Origin of the sequence: Pseudomonas sp. WPR_5_2 (assembly GCF_003634475.1) — a bacterium.
GTDB lineage: Bacteria > Pseudomonadota > Gammaproteobacteria > Pseudomonadales > Pseudomonadaceae > Aquipseudomonas > Aquipseudomonas izuensis.
Genome location: NZ_RBLA01000004.1, coordinates 414,239 through 435,066 on the forward strand (window position 1 = coordinate 414,239; position 20,828 = coordinate 435,066).

Sequence of the window (20,828 nt, forward strand, 5' to 3'; positions counted from 1 at the left end):
CGATTTGTACTTGGGTCCAGTACGAAACGTACTACGTGATTTGATCCATATACCTCACCTGCCATCAGGTTGGTCCTGCCAACAAGTCCGGCATTTCCTTCCGGTTTTCAGGCTGCGCCCTGCATCTTTGACACGTGCGCTCTTGGCATCCTTTTCTGCCTGTTCAATCACTCGCGGAAGATCTAATGAGCGCCATAACGCCCGAAAACACAGAAGATCAAAATATCGCGTCGCTGCTGGGCGACCTTGGCAATTTGATCCGCCAGGCGCGGCTGACAGTTCAGCGAGCCGTCGATACCGCCCAGGTACAAACCTACTGGCAGATCGGGCGGCACATAGTGGAATTTGAACAAGGGGGCGCTAGGCGTGCGGTATACGGCAAGCAATTGCTGGCATCGCTTGCAAAGGTACTGACAGTGGAGTTCGGAAAGGGGTTTGACGAGACCAATTTGCGAAAAATGCGACTGTTCTATCAAGCGTTTCCAATTCGAGACGCACTGCGTCTCGAATTGAGCTGGACGCATTACCGCAGGCTTCTGCGAGTGGACAGTGAAAAGGCACGCAAGTGGTACATGGACGAAGCCGCCACCCAGAACTGGTCAAGCCGCAGCCTGGAGCGCCAGATCAACACGCTCTATTACGAGCGACTGCTGATGAGCCGTGACAAGCCTGCTGTCATGGAAGAAGCCGCCACCAACATCCATGCAATGAACAAAGACCCCAGGGATTTCATCCGGGACCCCGTGATGCTGGAGTTTCTTGGCCTGCCCAATACTGGAGTTGTTTTGGAAACCAGGCTCGAACAAGCCCTGATCGAACAGCTTCAGGGTTTCCTGCTTGAGTTGGGCAAAGGGTTCGCTTTCATCGCCCGTCAACAGCGTATCAGTACCGAAGGACGAGACTTCTACATTGACCTGGTGTTCTATAACTATCTGCTCAATTGTTTCGTCATCTTCGATCTCAAGCGCGGTGAATTGACACATCAGGATGTCGGACAGATGGACATGTATGTGCGTATGTACGACGACCTCAAACGCAGAGAGAAGGACGGGCCCACCGTCGGCATTATTCTTTGCGCGCAAAAAAACGACTCTGTGGTGCGCTACTCGGTACTGCAGGGCAATGAACAACTCTTCGCCAGCAAGTATAAGTTGGTACTCCCGAGCGAGGATGAACTGCGGGCGGAACTGGATCGGGAACGAGCGCTGATCGAGGAGCGCCTGCTCAATCAGATGCCCGAATAGAAAGGGCGGATTGTTCATCCACAACACAAAGACTATCGTTGGCAGCTACCCGCAAAGGTCTGAAGACGATGAATTTGCAGGACATGCCTCCACTGGCCCCCACTCAAATCGAGTTGCCACTGGCAACAGACACCGTTGCCGAGCCCTTCAGGCAACCCGCCGCCGATGGCTTCACTCTCGGCGGCTTCATGTGGCGGCATGCCGATACGGACCTCACTCGCCCAGTGGTGATCATTAACGCCGCTACCTCGGTCCGCTGTCGACACTACTCGCGTTTCGCCGATTACCTGTTCGCCAACGGCTTCGATGTGATCACCTACGACTACCGTGGCATCGGCGAATCGCGCCCCGCTTCGCTCAAAGGGCTTCAGGCCTCGTGGACCGATTGGGGCGCGCTGGATTTTGAAGCGATGCTCAAGCGCGCACAGCGCGAGTTTCCCGGGCAGCCGATCGATGTCGTCGGTCACAGCTTTGGCGGCTGTGCAGCGGGGCTGGGGGCGTCAGGGGCGCTGATCCGGCACCTGGTGACCGTTGGCGCACAATTCGCTTACTGGCGCGACTACGCGCCCGCTCACCGCTGGCGGATGTTCGCCAAATGGCATGTGGTGATGCCTATAGTGACGATGATCTGCGGATTCTTTCCCGGCAAGCGCCTCGGCTGGCTCGAAGACACGCCCGCCGGCGTGGTGCGTGACTGGAGCACGCCCACTGCCCGCTACGAAACGCGCCCCAGCGGCCGTGCAGCCCACGCAACCAGCGGTCGCCTCCCCTTCGCCACCGTCAATGCGAAAATCCTGGCGATCAGCATCAGCGATGACCCCTACGGTACCGTCCCGGCCATCGAACGCCTGCTTGGTTACTTCACTGGCAGCCTCAATACCCACCTGCGCATTGCGCCCGAAGACATCGGCGAAGCAGAAGTCGGACATTTCGCCTTTTTTCGCAGCGCATACCAAGCCACACTATGGCCCATTGCATTGTCCTGGCTGCAAAACGGCGAGCTGGCCCCCGGTACACCCGGGCGGACAGTGCCACGCAACTGAGTCACTGCCCTTTCCACGAATTACGGAACGACGCTCATGGCCTCCGCCAACAAGCAGCAAAAACGCGCCTCGCGCGCCAAGGCCAAGGCCAAGCAGAACCGCACTCAACGCGCCGCCACGCCGGTCGAACTGGACCCGAATGACGACCGCATTGATTTCGAATCGGTGGACCTGACCGAACTGTTCAAGAAAATGATCGACGCCGAAAAGATCAGCCAGCAAGCCATGTGCACGGCCTTCCTCGAAGACCCGCTGCTGGAACTGGTGTACGAGCAGGAAGGCGAAGAAGGCGCGATGGACTTTATCCTCGCCGCGCTGATCGAGTATCGCCAATGGTCCACCGAAACCGACGAAGCCGGCGCCCTGGCGTGGATCGAATCACCGGCCTTCCAGGCTGACTACGTGGCGGCGTCCGACGCCATTGCCGCGCAAACCCAACAGAAACCGAACTGAGCTCCCATGGCCTCCCTGAACAAGCAACAGAAACGCGCCAAACGCGCAAAAGCCAAAGCCAAGCAAATCAATATCCACGGCAGAAAACCCGCCGCGCTGGACGATGATCTGGGTGAAATCGGCGAGCCGATCCCGGACTACACCCTGGCGATGTTCAGCAAAATGCGCGACGCAGAAGCTATCAGCCGCAGCGAAATGCTCTCCGTACTGCTGACGAATCTCGCCTTTATCATCATCGACCATCCAGAACTGCTGGACATGGAAAACGCCGATGACGAAGGCATGGCCGCCACCCACCTGGCCGCCGACATGCTGATCGACTACCGCATGTGGGCCGACGGCATGGACCGCGATGCCGCCCAGGCCTGGCTGAGTGAGCCGCAGTTCATTGCCGACTTCGGCGATGCGCTGGACGTCTACCGCCAGACGCTGGATACGCCGGAAGAGAAAGCCGAGTAAGGGTTACAACTCACGCCGATCCGCCAAAACAAAACGGCCGCTTGTCATCACTGACAGCGGCCGTTTTTTTTAGCCTGAGCAAAACACCCTTCCGTCCGGGACTACGTATATCCCATTGACATATCCCACCTGAAATCTATCCTTTGTTCCATAGCGCTAGATGCAGGAGACCACAATGGAACACACCACCATTTTCATGAGCAATCGAAGCCAGGCAGTTCGTCTACCCAAGGCTGTAGCAATGCCCAGTGAGGTAACACGGGTGAGCGTCATTGCCGTTGGCAGAGCCCGCATCATTACCCCTGCCGGTGAAACCTGGGATAGCTGGTTCGACGGCGAAAGCGTTAGCCCAGACTTCATGACCGACCGCGAGCAACCCGCCGATCAGGAGCGCGAGTCGTTCTGATGATCAAATACATGCTGGACACCAACATCTGCATCTACACCATCAAAAACAAGCCACAGATCGTACGCGAAGCGTTCAATCGCCATCATGACCAGCTGTGCATTAGCACTGTCACTCTGATGGAGTTGATTTACGGTGCGGAGAAATCCGCAGCACCCGAGAAAAACCTGGCACTCATCGAGGGATTTGCTGCTCGTCTCGAAGTTTTTTCTTTCGACAAAGAGGCGGCTGCGCATACGGGAATGATTCGATCTGAATTGGCAAAGATCGGCACGCCAATCGGCCCCTTTGACCAAATGATTGCCGGTCACGCGCGCTCTCGCGGCTTCATCGTGGTAACGAACAACACTCGGGAGTTCGAGCGAGTACCGGGGTTGCGGGTAGAAGACTGGGTTAGCCCGCGCTAAATCGAGCCATGCCCACGAAAACAAAAACGGCCGCTTGTCATCACTGACAGCGGCCGTTTTTCATTTCAACAATCCAGCTTGAGCCAGAAGGCTCAGCGTGCGACTGCCGCAACCACCTGCTCGTCGCGACGACGGCGGGCAACCAGCAAGCCGGCAGCAACCACCAGAGCGCTGAGCAGACCGGTCGCGAGGATTTCCACGCGATGGGCTTCCTGGAACAGCATGATGGTCAGGGCACCGACGATGAATACGATCACCGCGTAAGTCAGGCCCGGGAACAGCCACATGCTGAAGACGATTTTCTCGCCGCGCGCCATACGCTGTTTACGCATGCGCAGTTGCGAGATCGCGATCACCAGGTACACCAGCAGTGCGATGGCACCGGAGCTGGCCAGCAGGAATTCGAACACCGCAGCCGGGGCCACGTAGTTGGCGAAGGTTGCCAGGAACGCTGCGCCAGTGGACAGCATGACAGCCCAGTAAGGCGTGCCGCTTTTGTTGGTGCGCGTGGACATAGCCGGTGCATCACCACGCTTGCCCAGGGAGAACAGCATGCGCGACGACGTGTAGAGTGCCGAGTTCAGGCAGCTGGTCACAGCAACCAATACTACGATGTCGACGATCATCTTGGCGTTAGGGATACCCATGCGCTCAAGCACTGTCTGGTAGGAACCCAGGCTGGCCAGTACCGGATCGTTCCATGGCACCAGGGCCACGACGATGAAGATCGATACGAGGTAGAACAAGCCGATACGCCAGATCACCGAATTGGTGGCCTTGGAGATTTGCTTGCCAGGGTTCTTCGATTCCGCGGCCGCGATGGTCACGATCTCGGTGCCCATGAAGGAGAACATGGTGGTCAGGATGGCACCCAATACCGCGCCCATGCCGTTTGGCAGGAAGCCCTGGGTGTCGAACAGGTGGGAAACACCGCTGACCTGGCTGCCCGGCAGGAAGCCGAAGATAGCCATGACGCCCACAACGATGAAGCCGATGATCGCCAGGACCTTGATCAGGGCGAACCAGAACTCGAACTCGCCGTAGTTCTTCACGCTGAACAGGTTGGTCACGGTCAACAGCATGGTGATCACCAGGGCGAAGGCCCAGATGTCCACGCCAGGGAACCAGGCATGCAGGATGGTTGCGGCGGCGTTGGCCTCCAGCGGGATGACGAGAACCCAGAACCACCAGTACAGCCAGCCGATGGTGAAACCGGCCCAGTGACCGATCGCGCGATCGGCGTAGGTGGAGAAAGAGCCGGTGTCTGGCGAAGCAACTGCCATTTCACCCAGCATGCGCATCACCAACACCACCAGCATACCGGCGGCGGCATAGGCCAACAGCACGGCCGGGCCTGCAGCAGCGATAGCGTGGCCCGAGCCTACGAACAGGCCGGCGCCGATAACCCCGGCGATCGACAGCATGGTCACATGACGCGGTTTAAGCCCCTGTTCGAGGCCATTAGAGCTTTGGGTACTGCTCATTGAAACTACCTTTGTAAGGAAAAGCGAATGCGTGCGTCCCGCCTGAATTTCCCTTCTGTAAAAAGAAACCAACGGAGCGTTCCGGAATCTGCACGCAATAATTGCGCCAAAATGTTTCAAAAGCGTCTACCCCGGCGATTTCGACCGGACCGGACAGTCATCGCAAGTCATTGAAAGTAATGGCACTTTGCCAAAGCGTTACCCTGCGACCCACTTCGGGAACGAATCTGCGCACCGGAAACACATCTAAAAACGACATGACGCACAATAAAAGTGCAGATCTGGAACGTTCGGCCGGTTAGCGCTTCCAACACCCCGTCAAAGCTGGCAACATCGCGCCCTTTTTTACGCGACAGCACCGCGCTTTTACCCGCTTGCAGGGTTCAAACGGCTGTTCGGTTGTTGATGGGGCGACAGTCTGCTGTGCCGATGCGACAACCTGCCACATGCCACCCGTTTACTGCCCGTAGCGCTGTTGGCTGCCTTTGAAACGCTATGCTAGCTTGGCCGCCTCGCCAGGAAGGCCACCAACAGCAGGAGCGCAACATATATGAGGAACGACATGGCTGAGGCCACGCCCGCGCTTGAAATCCGCAACTTGCACAAACGCTACGGTTCGCTGGAGGTGCTCAAAGGCATCTCGCTGACCGCCCGCGACGGCGATGTGATCTCGATCCTGGGTTCGTCCGGTTCCGGCAAGTCCACGTTCCTGCGTTGCATCAACCTGCTGGAAAACCCGCACCAGGGCCAGATTCTGGTGGCCGGCGAAGAACTCAAGCTCAAAGCCGCAAAGAACGGCGAACTGGTCGCTGCCGATGGCAAGCAGATCAACCGTCTGCGTAGCGAAATAGGCTTTGTGTTTCAAAACTTTAATCTGTGGCCGCACATGAGCGTGCTCGACAACATCATCGAGGCGCCGCGCCGCGTACTCGGCCAGAGCAAGGCCGAAGCCATCGAAGTGGCCGAGGCCTTGCTGGCCAAGGTCGGCATCGCCGACAAGCGCCACGCCTACCCTGCGCAACTGTCCGGCGGCCAGCAACAACGCGCGGCCATCGCCCGCACCCTGGCCATGCAACCCAAGGTCATCCTGTTCGACGAGCCCACCTCCGCGCTTGACCCGGAAATGGTCCAGGAAGTACTTAATGTCATCCGCGCACTGGCCGAAGAAGGCCGCACCATGCTGCTGGTCACCCATGAAATGGGCTTTGCCCGTCAGGTCTCCAGCGAAGTGGTGTTTCTCCACCAGGGCCTGGTAGAAGAGCAAGGATCGCCACAGCAGGTGTTTGAAAACCCGCTTTCGGCACGCTGCAAACAATTCATGTCCAGCAACCGCTAACGGAGCTACCCACATGCAGAACTACAAAAAGGTCTTCCTGGCTGCGGCCGTCACCCTGGCCTTCAGCGCCGGCGCCATGGCTGAAACCCTGAAGATGGGCATCGAAGCAGCCTATCCTCCGTTCAACAACAAAGATGCCAGTGGCAATGTCGTCGGCTTCGACAAGGAAATCGGCGACGCCCTGTGCGCCAAGATGAAAGTCGAATGCACCGTGGTCACCTCCGACTGGGACGGCATCATCCCGGCCCTGAACGCCAAGAAATTCGACTTCCTGATCTCGTCGATGTCGATTACCGACGAGCGCAAGCAAGCGGTGGACTTCACCGACCCGTACTACTCCAACAAACTGCAATTCATCGCGCCTAAAAACGTCGACTTCAAAACCGACAAGGACTCGCTCAAAGGCAAGGTGATCGGCGCCCAGCGTGCGACCCTGGCCGGTACCTTCCTGGAAGATCACTTCGGTGACGACATCACCGTCAAGCTCTACGACACCCAGGAAAACGCTTACCTCGACCTGACTTCCGGTCGCCTGGACGCCATCCTCGCCGACAAGTACGTCAACTATGAATGGCTGAAAAGCGACGCCGGCAAATCCTACGAATTCAAGGGCGACCCGGTGGAAGAAAGCGACAAGATCGGTATCGCCGTGCGTAAAAACGACCCGATCCGCGACAAGCTGAACACTGCGCTGAAAGAAATCGTCGCTGACGGCACCTACAAGAAGATCAACGACAAGTACTTCCCGTTCAGCATCTATTGATACTGACCTGCCGGACCGGCGGCGCCCTGTGACGGCGCCGGTCCCGGCCTTGCCTGCCGCGATTTGAAAAGAAATCCATGATTATCGACCTCTACGGATTCGGCCCGGCGCTTGCCGCCGGCGCGCTGATGACTGTGAAACTGGCACTCTCGGCCCTGAGCCTGGGGCTGGTACTCGGTTTGCTCGGCGCCCTGGCCAAGACCTCCCCGTACAAGCCACTGCAATGGCTTGGCGGCACTTATTCGACCCTGGTTCGCGGTATTCCGGAATTGCTCTGGGTGCTGCTGATCTACTTCGGCACGGTCAACCTGATGCGTGCCCTGGGCGAGTTCTTCGGCAACCCCGACCTGGAACTCAATGCCTTCGCCGCCGGCGTAATTGCGCTGGGCTTGTGCTTCGGCGCCTACGCCACGGAAGTGTTTCGTGGCGCGATCCTCGCCATTCCCAAAGGCCATCGTGAGGCCGGCGTGGCCCTGGGCTTGTCGAAATGGCGCATCTTCACCAAGTTGATCATGCCTCAGATGTGGCGCATCGCCCTGCCCGGCCTGGGCAATCTGTTCATGATCCTCATGAAAGACACCGCGCTGGTATCGGTAATCGGCCTTGAAGAAATCATGCGCCATGCACAAATCGGCGTGACCGTGTCCAAGCAACCGTTCACCTTCTATATGGTGGCCGCGTTCATGTACCTGGGTCTGACGATTCTCGCCATGACCGGCATGCATCTACTGGAAAAACGCGCCGCTCGCGGCTTCGCGAGGAGTGCTCAATGAACTGGGAAGTCATTATCAAGTGGCTGCCGAAACTGACCCAGGGAGCAACCCTGACCCTGGAATTGGTGGCCATTGCCGTGATTGCCGGCCTGTTGCTGGCGATCCCCTTGGGTATCGCCCGCTCGTCGCGCCTGTGGTGGGTGCGGGCTTTTCCCTACGGCTATATCTTCTTTTTCCGTGGTACGCCGCTGCTGGTTCAACTGTTCCTCGTCTACTACGGCCTGGCGCAGTTTGACGTGATCCGTAACAGTTCCATGTGGCCGTACCTGCGTGATCCGTTCTGGTGCGCCACGGCCACCATGACCCTGCACACCGCGGCCTATATCGCCGAGATCCTGCGTGGCGCCATCCAGGCGATTCCACCGGGTGAGATCGAAGCGGCACGGGCGCTGGGCATGTCCAAGGCCAAGGCACTTATCTACATTATCCTGCCTCGGGCGGCACGCATCGGCCTGCCGGCCTACAGCAACGAAGTGATCCTGATGCTCAAGGCCAGCGCCCTGGCCAGCACCGTGACCCTGCTGGAACTGACCGGCATGGCCAGGACCATCATTGCCCGGACCTACCTGCCGGTGGAGATCTTCTTCGCTGCGGGCATGTTCTACCTGTTGATGGCTTATGTGCTGGTGCGCGGCTTCAAGCTGTTGGAGCGCTGGTTGCGCGTCGATGCCTGCCAAGGCCGTTGATGCCCATGTGTTGACGGGCGAGGCTCTGCTCGCCCGTTTCACCGCGCTGGATGCTTATCTGACAACGCATCAGGCGCTGTGGAAACCACGGCCGTTCACCCATCTGCAACTGCCTTGGGAAACTTCCTACCCCGAGTTGGCCGCCTGGCTACGCGGCAGATCGCTGGAAGACGCGGAAAAATCGCACAACGAACCCGCCCTCATGGATGCGCCAGAACCGTTTGCGACCTTGGCGGCGATGTCTCTCGCGCTGAGTGCTGTGGATGAATTGCCCGCCCATGCGCTGGAAGCAGCAGGCCATCGACTGAATGTTGATGTGCCGGGTCGCAAGTGGCAGCAGATCGAAGCCTTCGCCAGTCGATTGCAGTTTGCCGATGCGCCGACGCATTGGTTGGACTGGTGCTCGGGTAAAGGTCACTTGGGGCGAAGACTGCTGCAAACCGGCCAACAGCTGACTTGCCTGGAATACGATCCGGCGCTGGTCGCCAGTGGTCACGCCCTCACCCAGCGCCATCAACTGCATGCGCTGCATGTCGAGCAGGATGTTCTGGCGACCAACGCGGCTTCTTTATTGAAAGCTGAACACACCCCCGTCGCGCTTCACGCCTGCGGTGACTTGCATGTGCGCTTGATTGAGCTCGCCAGTGCCGCAGGCTGCAAGCAACTCGCCATCGCCCCTTGCTGCTACAACCGGATCAGTCTTCCCCGGTACTCGCCGCTTTCCTCGGCTGCACACGCCTCTGACCTACAGTTGTCCCTCGACGATCTCGCGCTACCAATGAGCGAAACCGTCACCGCCGGGGCTCGCGTCCGACGCCAGCGTGACACCTCAATGGCCCGGCGCCTGGCTTTCGACCTGCTGCAACGTCAGTTGCGGGGCGTTGACGAATACCTGCCGACCCCGTCCCTGCCCAGCGCCTGGCTGGACAAACCCTTCGCTGACTATTGCCATCATTTGGCCCAACTCAAGGAGTTATCCACAGTAGGGCCGCAGGATTGGTCAGCACGGGAAGCCGCCGGTTGGCAGCGCCTGGCGCAAGTGCGCAATCTGGAGTTACTGCGCGGACTTTTCCGACGCCCACTGGAGCTTTGGTTGGTGCTCGACCGAGCGCTTTTCCTGCATGAGCAGGGTTATACGGTTCACCTCGGCACCTTCTGCAAAACCCCGCTCACCCCGCGCAATTTCCTGATCCTGGCGGAACGCCCTCAGAGCCCCAAAGCCTGTGGATAACTCTGTTGATTAAATTATAACGGATCCAATATTTACAGCTGTTTCAGGGGTGAAACGACACTGTTCAGTTTTCGTACACTTGAATAAAAAACCCGAAAAACAGTGATTTGCGCACAAATGGGAACGGATCCACAGTTTTGCTCTTGACTGTATGTGCCTGATTTCCCCGTTGTGCATAAGCGTTAAGCCAAAAGAACATAATCGCCGCTGAGAACCTCAACTATCTTTGCCGAGCGTCAGAATTCTCTGACGCCAGTACAGCAAGGAGCTGGGAAAACATGAGCACATTGAACAGTGCGCAGGAAGCTGTCGATACCGTCGCCAACCAAGCCATTTACGCTGCCCTGCAGCAAACCTTCGCCGTGGGCGGCGCCATCATCAACAACGCAACCGGCGAGGTCATCGCTGCGCTGCACAACAACGTGCTGATGCCATTTCCCGGCAGCGGCACCACTTACTTCCTGCCCCATGACCCGACCGCCCACGGTGAACGACAACTGGTGGACTGGTACTACGAAAATGTCGCGCCACTGAACCTGCCACCGCCCAACCAACTGACCGTCGTGACCACGCTTGACCCATGCGCCATGTGCGCCGGTTCGCTACTGACAGCAGGATTCAATGTGGCCGTCAGTGCGATTGATGACTACGCAGGCATCAACTACAACAGCCAGTTCACCTTTCCATCACTGCCGCCGCAGATCCGCCAGCAGGCGCAAGCTACCTGGGGTTATTACGCGATTGCAGCGCCGGTCAGCCGCGCCTATCAAGGCTCCACCAGCCCGGTGTTCGGCGGCCAGACGATCGATTCGGCGGCGTACTTCCTCTGCAGCTCGATCTTCTCCGCCAGCGTCAACACGGTGCGCGAGGCCAGTAACAACAGCGGCCTGCCGCCGGATCAACTGCAAAACCCGGCCACCCTGCCAGCCAACAGCAAAGTGCGTCAGGCACTGACGGCCCTCAGCCCGTTCGCGTTGACCGTGAAATCAACCAATCCCCGTGATCCCGGCGCTGAACTCGCCCCGCCATTGCTCAAGACCGCGCAGCAAAGCGCGGTATTCAACTCGGTAGCGCTGATCGATCCGTTCGGTAACCTGCTGGTGTGTCTGGGAGGCGCGGAGAATCAGTCACCGATTCGTACAGCATTCATGGAAACTACCCGCAACTATGCGGTCATGCGCTGGACCCTGATGAACGACCCAGACCCGGCGTTCGCGCACAGGCCGAGCAATACCTGACGCATCCGAAGTACGGCACCTTCGTCTTCCTCTATGCCCCCGACCCCACCACGCCACAAGCCGTGATGACGTTTGGCGCCTACGGTTCGACCATGGAAGGCCCCGTGCCCCAGAGCTATCCGTCCAACCTGCAATACGTGCTGCTGCCGGGCAATACCACCGCGCAAGCATTGTCGACACTGGCCCAGAACCTGCCGCCGTTCTACACCCAAAGCGTGCAAGTCGCGCCTGCACAGGTGCTGAGCCAGGACCTGATCAACGCCGTCAAAAGCGGCGTGTAACCCTGTAAAACACTCACCCCGGCCAGTCCCGTACAAGACGTCGCGGGACTGGCCTTTCACCCGCGCAAAAATAGTCAGAATTCAGGGGTTTACAGAACCTGCCCAATCGCTATAATCGTCGCCCTGACACGCCGGTATAGCTCAGATGGTAGAGCAACTGACTTGTAATCAGTAGGTCCCGGGTTCGATTCCTGGTGCCGGCACCATACAAAACAAAGCCCCTGCAGAAATGCAGGGGCTTTGTTGTTTCTGGCGTTTGAAAACCCAGGTCTTAGTGACCCGCGCTCTGACCACCGTCGACGTGCAGGATTTCGCCAGTGACAAACTTGGCGCCGTCCAGGTACACGACTGCGTTGGCAATGTCTTCGATCTCGCCCATGTGCCCGACCGGGTGCAGCGCGCCCAATGCGGCGTGGGTTTCTTCGCCGTGCATCGGGGTTTTGATGATGCCAGGCGAAACCGCGTTGACCCGAATGCCGCGCTTGGCGTATTCGATCGCCAGGGATTTGGTCGCCGCGTTCAGGCCGCCTTTGGTCAGCGAGGCCAGTACCGATGGCACGCCGTCGATGGCGTGATCGACCAGGCTGGTGGTGATGCTGACGACGTGACCGCTGCCCTGTTTTTCCATCTCGGCGATGGCCAGTTGGGTGATGTAGAAGAAGCCGTTGACGTTCACCGACAGCACATTGGCATAGTCTTCAGCGGTGTAGGCGGTAAACGGTTTGGCGATGAAGATCCCGGCGTTGTTGACCAGGGTGTCGATACGGCCGAAACGGGCGATGGCTTCACGAATCACACGCTGGGCGGTTGCCGGTTCGCCGATGTCGCCAGCCACGGTGAGGATGTCCGGGTCAGTGGACGGCTTGATCGAACGCGAAGTGGCGACGATCTGGTAACCGAGTTCACGGAAGGCCTTGACCATGCCGTCGCCGAGACCTTGGGATGCGCCAGTGATGACGATGACTTTTTTCGAATTGCTCATGATGAATACCTCTGACAATAGTGGGATTTGAAATTCGATGAATCAGGCTTCGGCGGAGGCCGTCGCCATTTGTCTCAACATTTGTTCGTAGTACTCGACCGACTGCGAACCGGACACCAGGTGACGGCCGTTCAACACCATGGCCGGGACCGAATTGATGCCGCGCTGGCGGTAAAACTCCTCAAGCTCACGCACTTCGTCGGCAAACGCACCGGACTCCAACACGTTGCGTGCCTGGGCCTCATCCAAGCCGGCTTCACCCGCCAACCGCACCAGCGTCTGCTGATCACTCGGGTTCTGGCCTTCGCTGAAATAAGCGCGAAGCAGGATCTTCTTCAGCGCCACCTGACGCCCTTCCTCCAGCGCCCAGAGCAACAACCGGTGAGCGTCAAAGGTGTTGTAGAAGTGGCTGCGCTTCTCCAGGTCGAACTTGAAGCCGATGGCCGCACCGCGTTCGATCTGCATCTTTTTGCCGGAAGCGACGTCTTCGGCAGTGCGCCCGTACTTGCGCATCAAATGCTCGACGGCTTTCTCGCCTTCGGGCGGCATGTTCGGGTTCAGTTCAAAGGGCTTGTAGGTCAGCTCCACCGACACCTCGCCCGCCACGTTCTCGATCGCCTGCTCCAGCGCGGTCGCGCCCAGTGCACACCAGGGACACACCACATCGGAGACGAAATCGATGGTCACCGACGCCGTCATGACTGCCCCTCTTCCGCCAGTTGCTTGCGGTACTGGGTGGTGGTGATCCCGGCGTAACCCCAGTTATCGGTGTCGACTTCCTCGATCACGATGTGGGTCAGGTCAGGGCGTTTATTGAGGACGCGTTCCAGTGTTTCAGTGATTTCGGCGATCACCTGAGCTTTCTGCTCAGTGGTAACCCCGTCGCGGGTGATGCGGACACTTACGAAAGGCATTGAGGAATCTCCAGTGACCTTCCCGTCGGGATGATGGGAGAGGCGTTGGAGCTCAATGTAGGGTGTTCACTGAAGGGGATAAAGGTGGGGACGGGAACATCATTAGTTACGTGGTGTAATGAGCAACCAAGTAAACAATGAGGAACATGTCGCCGCAGGCGACACGTGTTACCAAAATCGAGTTTCGGTGACAGGAGAATTTCAACAGCACGAAAAAGCCCCGAATCATTCGGGGCTTTTGTTGTTTCGGCTCAAGCATATAAACGCTTTTCGTAGGAGCCCGGCTTGCCGGCGATAGCGTTCTTGAAGACGCTATCGCCGGCAAGCCGGGCTCCTTAGTCGTTATCGACGATCACGGTTTCCACCGTGATTTGCGCAATGGCACGAAACGGCGCGAGCGCAGCTTCATCAGCAGTGGCACCGGTGATCAATCGCCACTCCCGCTCAATCGGCGTCCAATGCTGCTGCCGCGCACGACCCAATTTGTCGGTATCGGCCAACACAACGATCTGCGCAGCCCGCTTGATGATGCATTCCTTGAGATACGCCTGCTGTGCACTCGCCTCACACAAGCCGAACTCCGCGACGACGCCGTCCGCACCGAGGAAGGCTTTGTCAACGCTCAAACGGCTCAGCGTCAATTCCGCCAATGGCCCTAACGTGCTCATGCTCGAACCGCGCAGATCGCCGCCGATCAAGGTCAGGCGCACGCCGGGTGCGTTGGCCAGGGTCATCACGGCGAGCAGGTTGTTGGTGACCACGTGCACGTCTTGGCGCGAGCACAGGTGATGAGCCAGCGCCGCGCAGGTGGTGCCGCCGTCGAGCAGGACGGTGTCGCCATCCTGGACATGGGCTGCGGCGGCTTGGGCGATGGCGTCTTTCTGTTCCCACTGGCTGGTCTTGCGTTCTTCCAGCGACGCTTCCGGCTCATGTACGCCCACCACGGCAGTGGCGCCGCCATAGGTGCGCACCAGATGCCGCTGCTTGGCGAGCATGGTCAGGTCGCGCCGCACGGTCGCTTCCGAAACCCCGAGCGCCGCGCTCAATTGCTCGACGTTGGCATCGCCGATGCGCACGAGTTCGAGTATGGCGCGGTGGCGTTCGGACACTTTCATGGCGGGTCTCGTTGTTTGGACGGTGGTCGATCTTACACGACAGCGCCGCTGCACCTCATCCCCGTCGCGTGGCCAGTTCCGCGCCCTGGCGCAATGCTTCGAGCAAGCTGCGCTCATCGGCGATGCCCTTGCCGGCGATATCGAAAGCGGTGCCGTGATCGACCGAGGTGCGGATCACTTCCAGGCCGACGGTCACGTTCACCCCGGCTTCGAGGCCCAGCACTTTGACCGGGCCGTGACCCTGGTCGTGATACATCGCCACCACCAGATCGAAGTCGCCGCGACCGGCGCGGAAGAACAGCGTGTCGGCCGGCAACGGGCCGGTCACATCGAGGCCGCGCTCCTGCAACAGCTTCACCGCCGGGATGATTTTTTCTTCCTCTTCGCCATAACCGAACAGGCCGTTTTCACCGGCATGCGGGTTGATCCCGCACACGCCAATCCGCGGGCGGGCGATGCCTGCCTTGATCAACGTGGCGTTGCCGCGTTCGATGGTGCGCTGGACCAGGCCCGGCTCGATCTTGCGGATCGCGTCGATGATGCCGATGTGGGTCGTGACGTGAATCACCCGCAGCTGCGGCGCCACCAGCATCATCGACACCTCGTCGACGTGGGTCAGGTGCGCGAGCATTTCGGTGTGACCGGGGTACTTGTGGCCGCCGGCGTGCAGCGCTTCCTTGTTCAGCGGCGCGGTGCAGATTGCATCGATCTGCTTGGCCTCGGCCAGCTCCACGGCGCGGGCGATGTATTGATAAGCGGCGTCACCGGCAATGGGCGACAGCTCGCCGAACGGCAGGTCGTCGGGGATCAGATCGAGGTCGATGCAATCGATGATGCCGGCCTCGTAAAGCGCTTGGGAGGCATCTTCGATACGGCGCACTTTGGCATTGCCGCCGACGATCACGTTGGCTTGTTCCAGACGTCGCGCATCCCCGATCACCAGTGGCCGGCATTGTTGGTAGACGATGTCGTGGGTCAGGCTCTTGACGATGATTTCCGGACCGACACCCGAAGCGTCGCCCATGGTGATGCCAATGATGGGGAGGTAGTTGCTCATAGTGTTCATTCGAGTCCCTGGATTCGTGGGCGTTTGGGCTGGGAGCGATCGTTGGTTTCGCTCAGGTGTTGCCATGCCGCATACAAGGCGCGGTCGGTGCCGAACGCGCCCGCCTTGGTAATGATTGCCGGGCGATAGCCATGGCGGGAGGCGGAGGGTCGACCGAAGGCCACCCCGGCTTCGACTTCCGTCAGCAGTTGCAGGCTGTCGATGCCGACCGTGGTCAAGATGGCTCGCGCCGTTTCGCCGCCCGTGACGATCAAGCCACCGACCTTGACGAAGTGCGGTTCGACCAGCGCGGCCAACATGGTCGAGAGGTGCGCACCTTCATGCGGATCGAACGTTTCATCGCGGCCAATGCGCAGCAGCAGGTCGCTCCAGCCGTCGAGCTGTTCGCCAATACGTGCCTGCCAGGTCGCCCAGTCTTGATGGCTGATGCCTTGGCGCAGAACCGCGGGCGGAACGATCAATTCGCTCAGCCCACCCTGCTCCTTCAGTACCGTGCATTGACGTTCGCAGACACCGGAGAGACTGCCAACCAACACGAGAATCGGCGCCTGATTGTATTCACCCTCGGTGGTTTCTACATGCTGGGGTGGCGTGTCGAAAAAGTCGGACAGCCGGGCGATTTCCCGGGCAAGGCCGCCCGAGCCAATCCAGAACAGCGCCTGGTCCAGCGTCGCGGTCAATCGCGCGAGGGTCAGCAAATCGTTTTCCGTTTGCGCATCGACAATCACTGCCTGCGTACCACTGCGGGCGAGTTCAGCGAAATGTTGCACGAGCACATCCGGATTGCCGCGCAAGGTGTCGAGGTCGAGCTTGGCTGTGCTCAGGCCGGCGGTGATAAGCATGGACTCGACATCCGCCGGACGATCGGCGTTTTCCAGCTTCCAGGTATCGGTGGTTTCCAGCGGCTGGCCGTTCACAAATACCCGGCCACCGCGCAATGTACGCCCGGTAGCAGGAAACGCCGGGGCGACGATGGCCAGACCTGCCAACGGTTGCAGGGCGGCGACTTCAGCTGCCCAATTACCGCGCAAGGTCGAATCGATTTTTTTGTACAGCCGCTGCCCGGGTTTATGCAGGGCCTTGAACGCCGCGACGGTACGCTCGGCGGCCTGTTCGGGAGACAGGCGTCGCGTGTCGGTGTCGGCGGCAATCACCTGCGCATCGGGCTGATCATTCAAGGCGTCGAGCGTCACCACCGTCTGCAGTCCGGCACTGGCAAAGCCGATGGCGCAATCCGCCGCGCCGGACAGATCGTCTGCGATGATCAGAATACTCATCGCAAGGCTTCCCGCTTTTGCGGTTCGATACTCGGCTCGGGTATGACGACAGGGTTGCGCTGTTGCACGCGTTTGGCGACTGCTGCCGTGAGCACCGGGGCGAGAATTGCGGTTACCACAACGCAGGCTGCCACCAGTATGGTCGCGCTCTTGGCGGCCTCGGCATACACCGGATTGGCCGCCGCGATCAGCGCAGGCACGGCGGCGGCATTCCCGGCGGTGGTGGCCGCCGCAACACCGGCGACGCCGGTGCCGCCAGTCAAACGATCGGCGAAGAACAATGGGATACCGGTCAACACGACAACCGCCACACCCATACCCAGACCCAACAAACCGGCCTGCCAGACGTTATGCAAATCCAGGCTGGCACCGAGGGCCAAGGCGAAGAACGGGATCATCACTGGCACGGCTTTGGCCAGGAAGTCGCGCATGTCACGGTCGAGGTTACCCAGCAACATGCCAAGAGCCAGCGGCAGAATGCTGCCGACCAGCGTCGGCCAAGGGAAGGCCGACAGACCGGCGATGCCGAGAGTCACCATGGTCAGAAAAGGCCCTGACTCCAACGACATCACCGAGTACGCACCGACGTCTTCCGAACGACCGTACTGCCCCATCAACGCCATGTACAAGCCGCCGTTGGTGTCGTTCATCGCCGCGACCACTGCCAATGTAGAGACGCCGGCGAAGAGCCCCGAGGAAATCGGCTGCTCACCCAAAAAGTGCCCAAGCACAATGCCGATGAGTACGGCGATGCCGACTTTGGTCGCCAGCAGCGTGCCGCCTTTTTTCAGCAGGTAAGGCGTGGATTTGATGTTGATGCTTGCGCCCATGCACACATAGAACACCGCCAGAATGGGCAATGCACCGGTGAACAGCGCGTTGGTGAATGAACCGAAAAACTTGGGGGTGTCAGGCAGGAAGGTTGCCACCAGCGAACCGATGAGCAGAGGCACGATCATCATGCCGCCGGGGATGCGTTCAATGGTGCGCTTGATTGGGATCTGGGCCACGAGGGTCTCCTTTTATAATTGTTTGGCAAGACGTGCATCACCTCGAAACTGACTGAACCGATCAAATCATGATTGATTCAGTCAAATTTATCTTAGGTCATCGCTTTTATTTGCGCAAATCAATCATTCCAGATGATCAATTCAATCATTTTTGATGGAAAACTCGTTCAACCAGCGGACTCAAGTCCCTCCCGCGGTGCGGGCCAGAGCCTTGCAACACGCAAAAAAAGCCCCGAACCAGTCGGGGCTTCTTCTTTCTCAGCCTTTGAATCAGGCCTCAACACCACAACCGATCATCAGAAAATGTTGATCGGATAATCCACAAACACACGCACTTCATTACCGCTGACGTTGTACTCGCTCGACTTCTGCGACACGCGCAGGATCGAACTGCGCAGTTTCACGCTCAGGTCTTTGGCCGGGCCGCTTTGCACGACGTATTTGAACTGGTTGAAGATTTCGCGCTCGGTGCCGCCATCGCTGGTGGAGGTTGTAATGTTGTCACCGCGTACATAGGCGAAGTTGTAGCTCAGCCCCGGAACACCGAAGGTGCTGAAGTCCAGGCCGTAGCCCAGTTGCCAGCTGCGTTCGTCTTCGGCGTTGAAGTCGGACCAGTAGGAGTTGGCCAGGTAGATGGTGTTGCCACCGTCGCCGACGCGGTTCTGGTCTTTCTGGTAGCCGCCGTACGGATAGCCCAGGTTGCTGTCGCCGGTGCTGCGCTGGTAGCCGAGGGTGAACGAGTGCGGACCCGTGGCGTAGACAGCTGCCAGGCTCCAGATGTTGTTGTCGTCGCCGGTAGCACCGACTTCGCGAACATAGGAATCGTCCAGCTTGGTGCGATAGCCGTTGAAGTCCAGGGTCAGGGACTGATCCTTGGCCAGCGGGAACACGTAGTTGGCGTTCACGTATTGCTTCTTCAGCACGTCTTCGACGTCGGACGCGTACAGGGCAGCCTTGAACTGTTCGGTGAACTGGTAGCTGCCGCCCAACACGTTGATCGACTTCAGGCCACCGCTGTCTCGGCCTTCGGCGCTTTTACGCGATTCGGCGGTGAAACGTCCGGCGTTCAGCTCCAGGCCCTTGATCTCCTTGGAGGTGATCAGGGTACCGGTGTAGCTTTCCGGCAACAGACGCCCGTTGTCGTAGCTCAACACCGGCAGGGCCGGCATCTGGTCGCCGTAGGTCAGCGTGGTGCTGGACAGACGGAATTTGACGGCCGCACCACCTTTGGACAGGTCATCAGCTGGCTCGCCGCTATCACCTCTTTTGAAAAAGTCGATCCCTTGCGCGCCGCTGCGACTCTCGTTGCGCTCCAGATTGAGTGCGTACAGGCCGAAGGCATCCACGCCCACCCCGATGGTGCCTTGGGTGAAGCCGGACGAGAACGTGCCGATGGCCGCTTGGCCCCACTCGGACTTATCGGCGTTGCCGTCTTTGAAGTCACGGTTCATGTAGGCGTTGCGCAGCAGCACTTTGAGGCTGCTGTCTTCGACAAATCCCTTGGATTCGGCCTGGTCGTTAGCCATGGCCTGTGAAGCGCTCAAAATCCCCAGAGCGATCAGGCTGATTCGCTTGTTCAACATTTTGTTTTCCTTATTACGAAGTTGAAACGCGCTGTGTCGAACGACTGAAATGGCACTATCGCGCTCTTTTTTCACTCCGCAATCAAAAAGGCCCGCCCACGATCACTCGCGGCGGGCCTTTTTATAATTTTTGGGTCATGGCGGTCTGCCACAGGCGTTGGCGCGAATCGTAGCCGCGCCCTTAAGGATGTGTCAATTTCATGAATCGTCTGTAATCAGGCGAAAAACGTCTAAGAAAACACTTTACGTGGCAGGAATAATCAATTGGCGCAGCCAGTGAGCCCACACATTTGCGCGGAAGCGGATGAGGTTTGAGCAGGCATCGACTGACTTAACCACGCCGCAAAATCTTGCGGCTTGCCGAGCCACGGGCCGATGTCGATCAAGGTGAATTGGCCATCATGCTCCAGGGCAAAGGTCGGGAAACCCTGCCCGCCCAATTTACCCAGGAGTGTTCGGCTGTCCTTGATATGCGCCGCCGTGTCAACGGCGTTATAAGCAGCTTCGAAGGCCTGAGGTTGCAGGCCGATACCGTAGGCGAGTTCAAACAGGACCGCTTCGTCAGCGATGCGCCGACCTTCCACATAGTGGGCCGCCTGCAAACGCCCCAGCAATTCCAGTCCGCGCCCGGCCATTTGCTCGGCGGCCAACACGGCAGCAATGGGCGGTGTCGAATCGAATACCGCCGTGTGGTCGCGCAGCAATCCTTCGAAGTACGCCACGCCAAATGGCTGGCCGGTGTATTCGGCAATGCGTCGGTCGTGGGGCATGACGTAATCGCGCAGTTGTGCAGAAACGTTTTGCCGATTGGCGCCACTCATCATGCCACCGCCATGGGCGACCACTGGCAATACCGCTCGAGCGGCCTGCACCAACGGTTCTGCGCCGTAGCACCAGCCGCACAACGGGTCGTAGAGGTAATGAAGGATCATGGAAAGCTCCGGCAGGATCGGGTAACTGGATGCCGGCAGCGTAGTCCTATGCTCGTTTTCGAAAAATACCGTAATGGCTTTCAGTTTGTTCCGTGAATCGGTCGAATGAGCTGGAACAATCTTCTGTAACAAACTCGACACAATT

General features: G+C 58.9%; 21 protein-coding genes, 1 tRNA gene and 1 pseudogene. 13 read left to right on the forward strand and 10 right to left on the reverse strand.

Annotated elements, in window-relative coordinates:
- Positions 1-185: 185 nt before the first annotated feature.
- The 6 genes from BJ917_RS17520 to vapC all read left to right on the forward strand — a co-directional run bounded on the left by BJ917_RS17520 (position 186) and on the right by vapC (position 4,012).
- Entirely contained in the window at positions 186-1,244 is a 1,059-nt protein-coding gene (locus BJ917_RS17520) for a YhcG family protein (protein ID WP_096513872.1), read from the forward strand.
- Between the two features lie 68 nt (positions 1,245-1,312).
- The gene (locus BJ917_RS17525) at positions 1,313-2,287 is read left to right on the forward strand and encodes an alpha/beta fold hydrolase (RefSeq protein WP_121103942.1); all 975 of its coding nucleotides are present in this window, start codon (positions 1,313-1,315) and stop codon (positions 2,285-2,287) included.
- A 36-nt stretch (positions 2,288-2,323) separates the two neighbouring features.
- Positions 2,324-2,740 carry a hypothetical protein gene (locus BJ917_RS17530; RefSeq protein ID WP_096513874.1) on the forward strand — a complete coding sequence of 139 codons (417 nt, stop codon included), beginning with the start codon at positions 2,324-2,326 and terminating at the stop codon, positions 2,738-2,740.
- Between the two features lie 6 nt (positions 2,741-2,746).
- Positions 2,747-3,199 (forward strand): hypothetical protein, encoded by a 453-nt coding sequence (locus BJ917_RS17535; protein ID WP_121103943.1) that lies wholly within the window; start codon positions 2,747-2,749, stop codon positions 3,197-3,199.
- A gap of 175 nt (positions 3,200-3,374) precedes the next feature.
- Positions 3,375-3,605, forward strand: coding sequence for a type II toxin-antitoxin system VapB family antitoxin (vapB, locus tag BJ917_RS17540; protein WP_096513876.1), 231 nt, complete (start codon positions 3,375-3,377; stop codon positions 3,603-3,605).
- Positions 3,605-4,012 (forward strand): tRNA(fMet)-specific endonuclease VapC, encoded by a 408-nt coding sequence (vapC, locus tag BJ917_RS17545; RefSeq protein ID WP_096513877.1) that lies wholly within the window; start codon positions 3,605-3,607, stop codon positions 4,010-4,012. Before vapB ends, vapC begins: the two co-directional genes overlap by 1 nt.
- Before the next feature lie 92 nt (positions 4,013-4,104).
- Here the strand turns inward: vapC and gabP are convergent, their stop codons facing one another.
- Entirely contained in the window at positions 4,105-5,496 is a 1,392-nt protein-coding gene (gene gabP / locus BJ917_RS17550) for a GABA permease (protein ID WP_121103944.1), read from the reverse strand.
- Positions 5,497-6,058: 562 nt separating this feature from the next.
- Between gabP and BJ917_RS17555 the strand changes: the two genes are divergently transcribed.
- From BJ917_RS17555 to BJ917_RS17585, 7 genes and pseudogenes are all read left to right on the forward strand, one after another.
- Complete coding sequence (locus tag BJ917_RS17555; RefSeq protein ID WP_007972784.1) at positions 6,059-6,832, forward strand: ABC transporter ATP-binding protein; 774 nt, start codon at positions 6,059-6,061, stop codon at positions 6,830-6,832.
- Between the two features lie 13 nt (positions 6,833-6,845).
- On the forward strand, positions 6,846-7,595 hold the full coding sequence (locus BJ917_RS17560; protein WP_096513879.1) for an ABC transporter substrate-binding protein: 750 nt from the start codon (positions 6,846-6,848) through the stop codon (positions 7,593-7,595).
- Between the two features lie 77 nt (positions 7,596-7,672).
- The gene (locus tag BJ917_RS17565; RefSeq protein ID WP_096513880.1) at positions 7,673-8,368 is read left to right on the forward strand and encodes an ABC transporter permease; all 696 of its coding nucleotides are present in this window, start codon (positions 7,673-7,675) and stop codon (positions 8,366-8,368) included.
- Entirely contained in the window at positions 8,365-9,054 is a 690-nt protein-coding gene (locus tag BJ917_RS17570) for an ABC transporter permease (protein WP_096513881.1), read from the forward strand. Before BJ917_RS17565 ends, BJ917_RS17570 begins: the two co-directional genes overlap by 4 nt.
- Complete coding sequence (locus BJ917_RS17575) at positions 9,035-10,285, forward strand: methyltransferase (RefSeq protein WP_121103945.1); 1,251 nt, start codon at positions 9,035-9,037, stop codon at positions 10,283-10,285. The genes BJ917_RS17570 and BJ917_RS17575 overlap by 20 nt, the downstream gene beginning before the upstream one ends.
- A gap of 278 nt (positions 10,286-10,563) precedes the next feature.
- Positions 10,564-11,804 (forward strand): annotated as a pseudogene (locus BJ917_RS17580) (nucleoside deaminase).
- 130 nt (positions 11,805-11,934) lie between these two features.
- Positions 11,935-12,010 (forward strand) — tRNA-Thr (locus BJ917_RS17585).
- Between the two features lie 65 nt (positions 12,011-12,075).
- Here the strand turns inward: BJ917_RS17585 and BJ917_RS17590 are convergent.
- The 9 genes from BJ917_RS17590 to BJ917_RS17630 form a co-directional block, all read right to left on the reverse strand.
- Entirely contained in the window at positions 12,076-12,786 is a 711-nt protein-coding gene (locus BJ917_RS17590) for an SDR family NAD(P)-dependent oxidoreductase (protein WP_096513884.1), read from the reverse strand.
- Positions 12,787-12,828: 42 nt separating this feature from the next.
- The gene (locus BJ917_RS17595; RefSeq protein WP_121103946.1) at positions 12,829-13,485 is read right to left on the reverse strand and encodes a DsbA family oxidoreductase; all 657 of its coding nucleotides are present in this window, start codon (positions 13,483-13,485) and stop codon (positions 12,829-12,831) included.
- Entirely contained in the window at positions 13,482-13,700 is a 219-nt protein-coding gene (locus BJ917_RS17600) for a 4-oxalocrotonate tautomerase family protein (protein ID WP_056852134.1), read from the reverse strand. The genes BJ917_RS17595 and BJ917_RS17600 overlap by 4 nt, the downstream gene beginning before the upstream one ends.
- Before the next feature lie 335 nt (positions 13,701-14,035).
- Positions 14,036-14,815, reverse strand: a complete 780-nt coding sequence (locus tag BJ917_RS17605) for a DeoR/GlpR family DNA-binding transcription regulator (protein ID WP_121103947.1) — start codon at positions 14,813-14,815, stop codon at positions 14,036-14,038.
- A 55-nt stretch (positions 14,816-14,870) separates the two neighbouring features.
- On the reverse strand, positions 14,871-15,872 hold the full coding sequence (gene pdxA, locus BJ917_RS17610; protein ID WP_096513887.1) for a 4-hydroxythreonine-4-phosphate dehydrogenase PdxA: 1,002 nt from the start codon (positions 15,870-15,872) through the stop codon (positions 14,871-14,873).
- Between the two features lie 5 nt (positions 15,873-15,877).
- Complete coding sequence (locus tag BJ917_RS17615) at positions 15,878-17,158, reverse strand: four-carbon acid sugar kinase family protein (RefSeq protein WP_121103948.1); 1,281 nt, start codon at positions 17,156-17,158, stop codon at positions 15,878-15,880.
- Complete coding sequence (locus BJ917_RS17620; RefSeq protein ID WP_096513889.1) at positions 17,155-18,168, reverse strand: 2-keto-3-deoxygluconate permease; 1,014 nt, start codon at positions 18,166-18,168, stop codon at positions 17,155-17,157. Before BJ917_RS17620 ends, BJ917_RS17615 begins: the two co-directional genes overlap by 4 nt.
- Positions 18,169-18,464: 296 nt before the next feature.
- Entirely contained in the window at positions 18,465-19,751 is a 1,287-nt protein-coding gene (locus tag BJ917_RS17625) for an OprD family porin (protein WP_096513890.1), read from the reverse strand.
- Positions 19,752-20,011: 260 nt separating this feature from the next.
- Positions 20,012-20,683 carry a DsbA family protein gene (locus BJ917_RS17630; protein ID WP_096513891.1) on the reverse strand — a complete coding sequence of 224 codons (672 nt, stop codon included), beginning with the start codon at positions 20,681-20,683 and terminating at the stop codon, positions 20,012-20,014.
- Positions 20,684-20,828 lie beyond the last annotated feature (145 nt).

Bases quoted from the DNA above. Each gene is read 5' to 3' on its own strand.
- BJ917_RS17520 (WP_096513872.1), top strand. From the start codon at position 186: ATGAGCGCCATAACGCCCGAAAACACAGAAGATCAAAATATCGCGTCG.
- BJ917_RS17525 (WP_121103942.1), top strand. From the start codon at position 1,313: ATGAATTTGCAGGACATGCCTCCACTGGCCCCCACTCAAATCGAGTTG.
- BJ917_RS17530 (WP_096513874.1), top strand. From the start codon at position 2,324: ATGGCCTCCGCCAACAAGCAGCAAAAACGCGCCTCGCGCGCCAAGGCC.
- BJ917_RS17535 (WP_121103943.1), top strand. From the start codon at position 2,747: ATGGCCTCCCTGAACAAGCAACAGAAACGCGCCAAACGCGCAAAAGCC.
- vapB (WP_096513876.1), top strand. From the start codon at position 3,375: ATGGAACACACCACCATTTTCATGAGCAATCGAAGCCAGGCAGTTCGT.
- vapC (WP_096513877.1), top strand. From the start codon at position 3,605: ATGATCAAATACATGCTGGACACCAACATCTGCATCTACACCATCAAA.
- gabP (WP_121103944.1), bottom strand. From the start codon at position 5,496: ATGAGCAGTACCCAAAGCTCTAATGGCCTCGAACAGGGGCTTAAACCG.
- BJ917_RS17555 (WP_007972784.1), top strand. From the start codon at position 6,059: ATGGCTGAGGCCACGCCCGCGCTTGAAATCCGCAACTTGCACAAACGC.
- BJ917_RS17560 (WP_096513879.1), top strand. From the start codon at position 6,846: ATGCAGAACTACAAAAAGGTCTTCCTGGCTGCGGCCGTCACCCTGGCC.
- BJ917_RS17565 (WP_096513880.1), top strand. From the start codon at position 7,673: ATGATTATCGACCTCTACGGATTCGGCCCGGCGCTTGCCGCCGGCGCG.
- BJ917_RS17570 (WP_096513881.1), top strand. From the start codon at position 8,365: ATGAACTGGGAAGTCATTATCAAGTGGCTGCCGAAACTGACCCAGGGA.
- BJ917_RS17575 (WP_121103945.1), top strand. From the start codon at position 9,035: ATGCCTGCCAAGGCCGTTGATGCCCATGTGTTGACGGGCGAGGCTCTG.
- BJ917_RS17590 (WP_096513884.1), bottom strand. From the start codon at position 12,786: ATGAGCAATTCGAAAAAAGTCATCGTCATCACTGGCGCATCCCAAGGT.
- BJ917_RS17595 (WP_121103946.1), bottom strand. From the start codon at position 13,485: ATGACGGCGTCGGTGACCATCGATTTCGTCTCCGATGTGGTGTGTCCC.
- BJ917_RS17600 (WP_056852134.1), bottom strand. From the start codon at position 13,700: ATGCCTTTCGTAAGTGTCCGCATCACCCGCGACGGGGTTACCACTGAG.
- BJ917_RS17605 (WP_121103947.1), bottom strand. From the start codon at position 14,815: ATGAAAGTGTCCGAACGCCACCGCGCCATACTCGAACTCGTGCGCATC.
- pdxA (WP_096513887.1), bottom strand. From the start codon at position 15,872: ATGAGCAACTACCTCCCCATCATTGGCATCACCATGGGCGACGCTTCG.
- BJ917_RS17615 (WP_121103948.1), bottom strand. From the start codon at position 17,158: ATGAGTATTCTGATCATCGCAGACGATCTGTCCGGCGCGGCGGATTGC.
- BJ917_RS17625 (WP_096513890.1), bottom strand. From the start codon at position 19,751: ATGTTGAACAAGCGAATCAGCCTGATCGCTCTGGGGATTTTGAGCGCT.
- BJ917_RS17630 (WP_096513891.1), bottom strand. From the start codon at position 20,683: ATGATCCTTCATTACCTCTACGACCCGTTGTGCGGCTGGTGCTACGGC.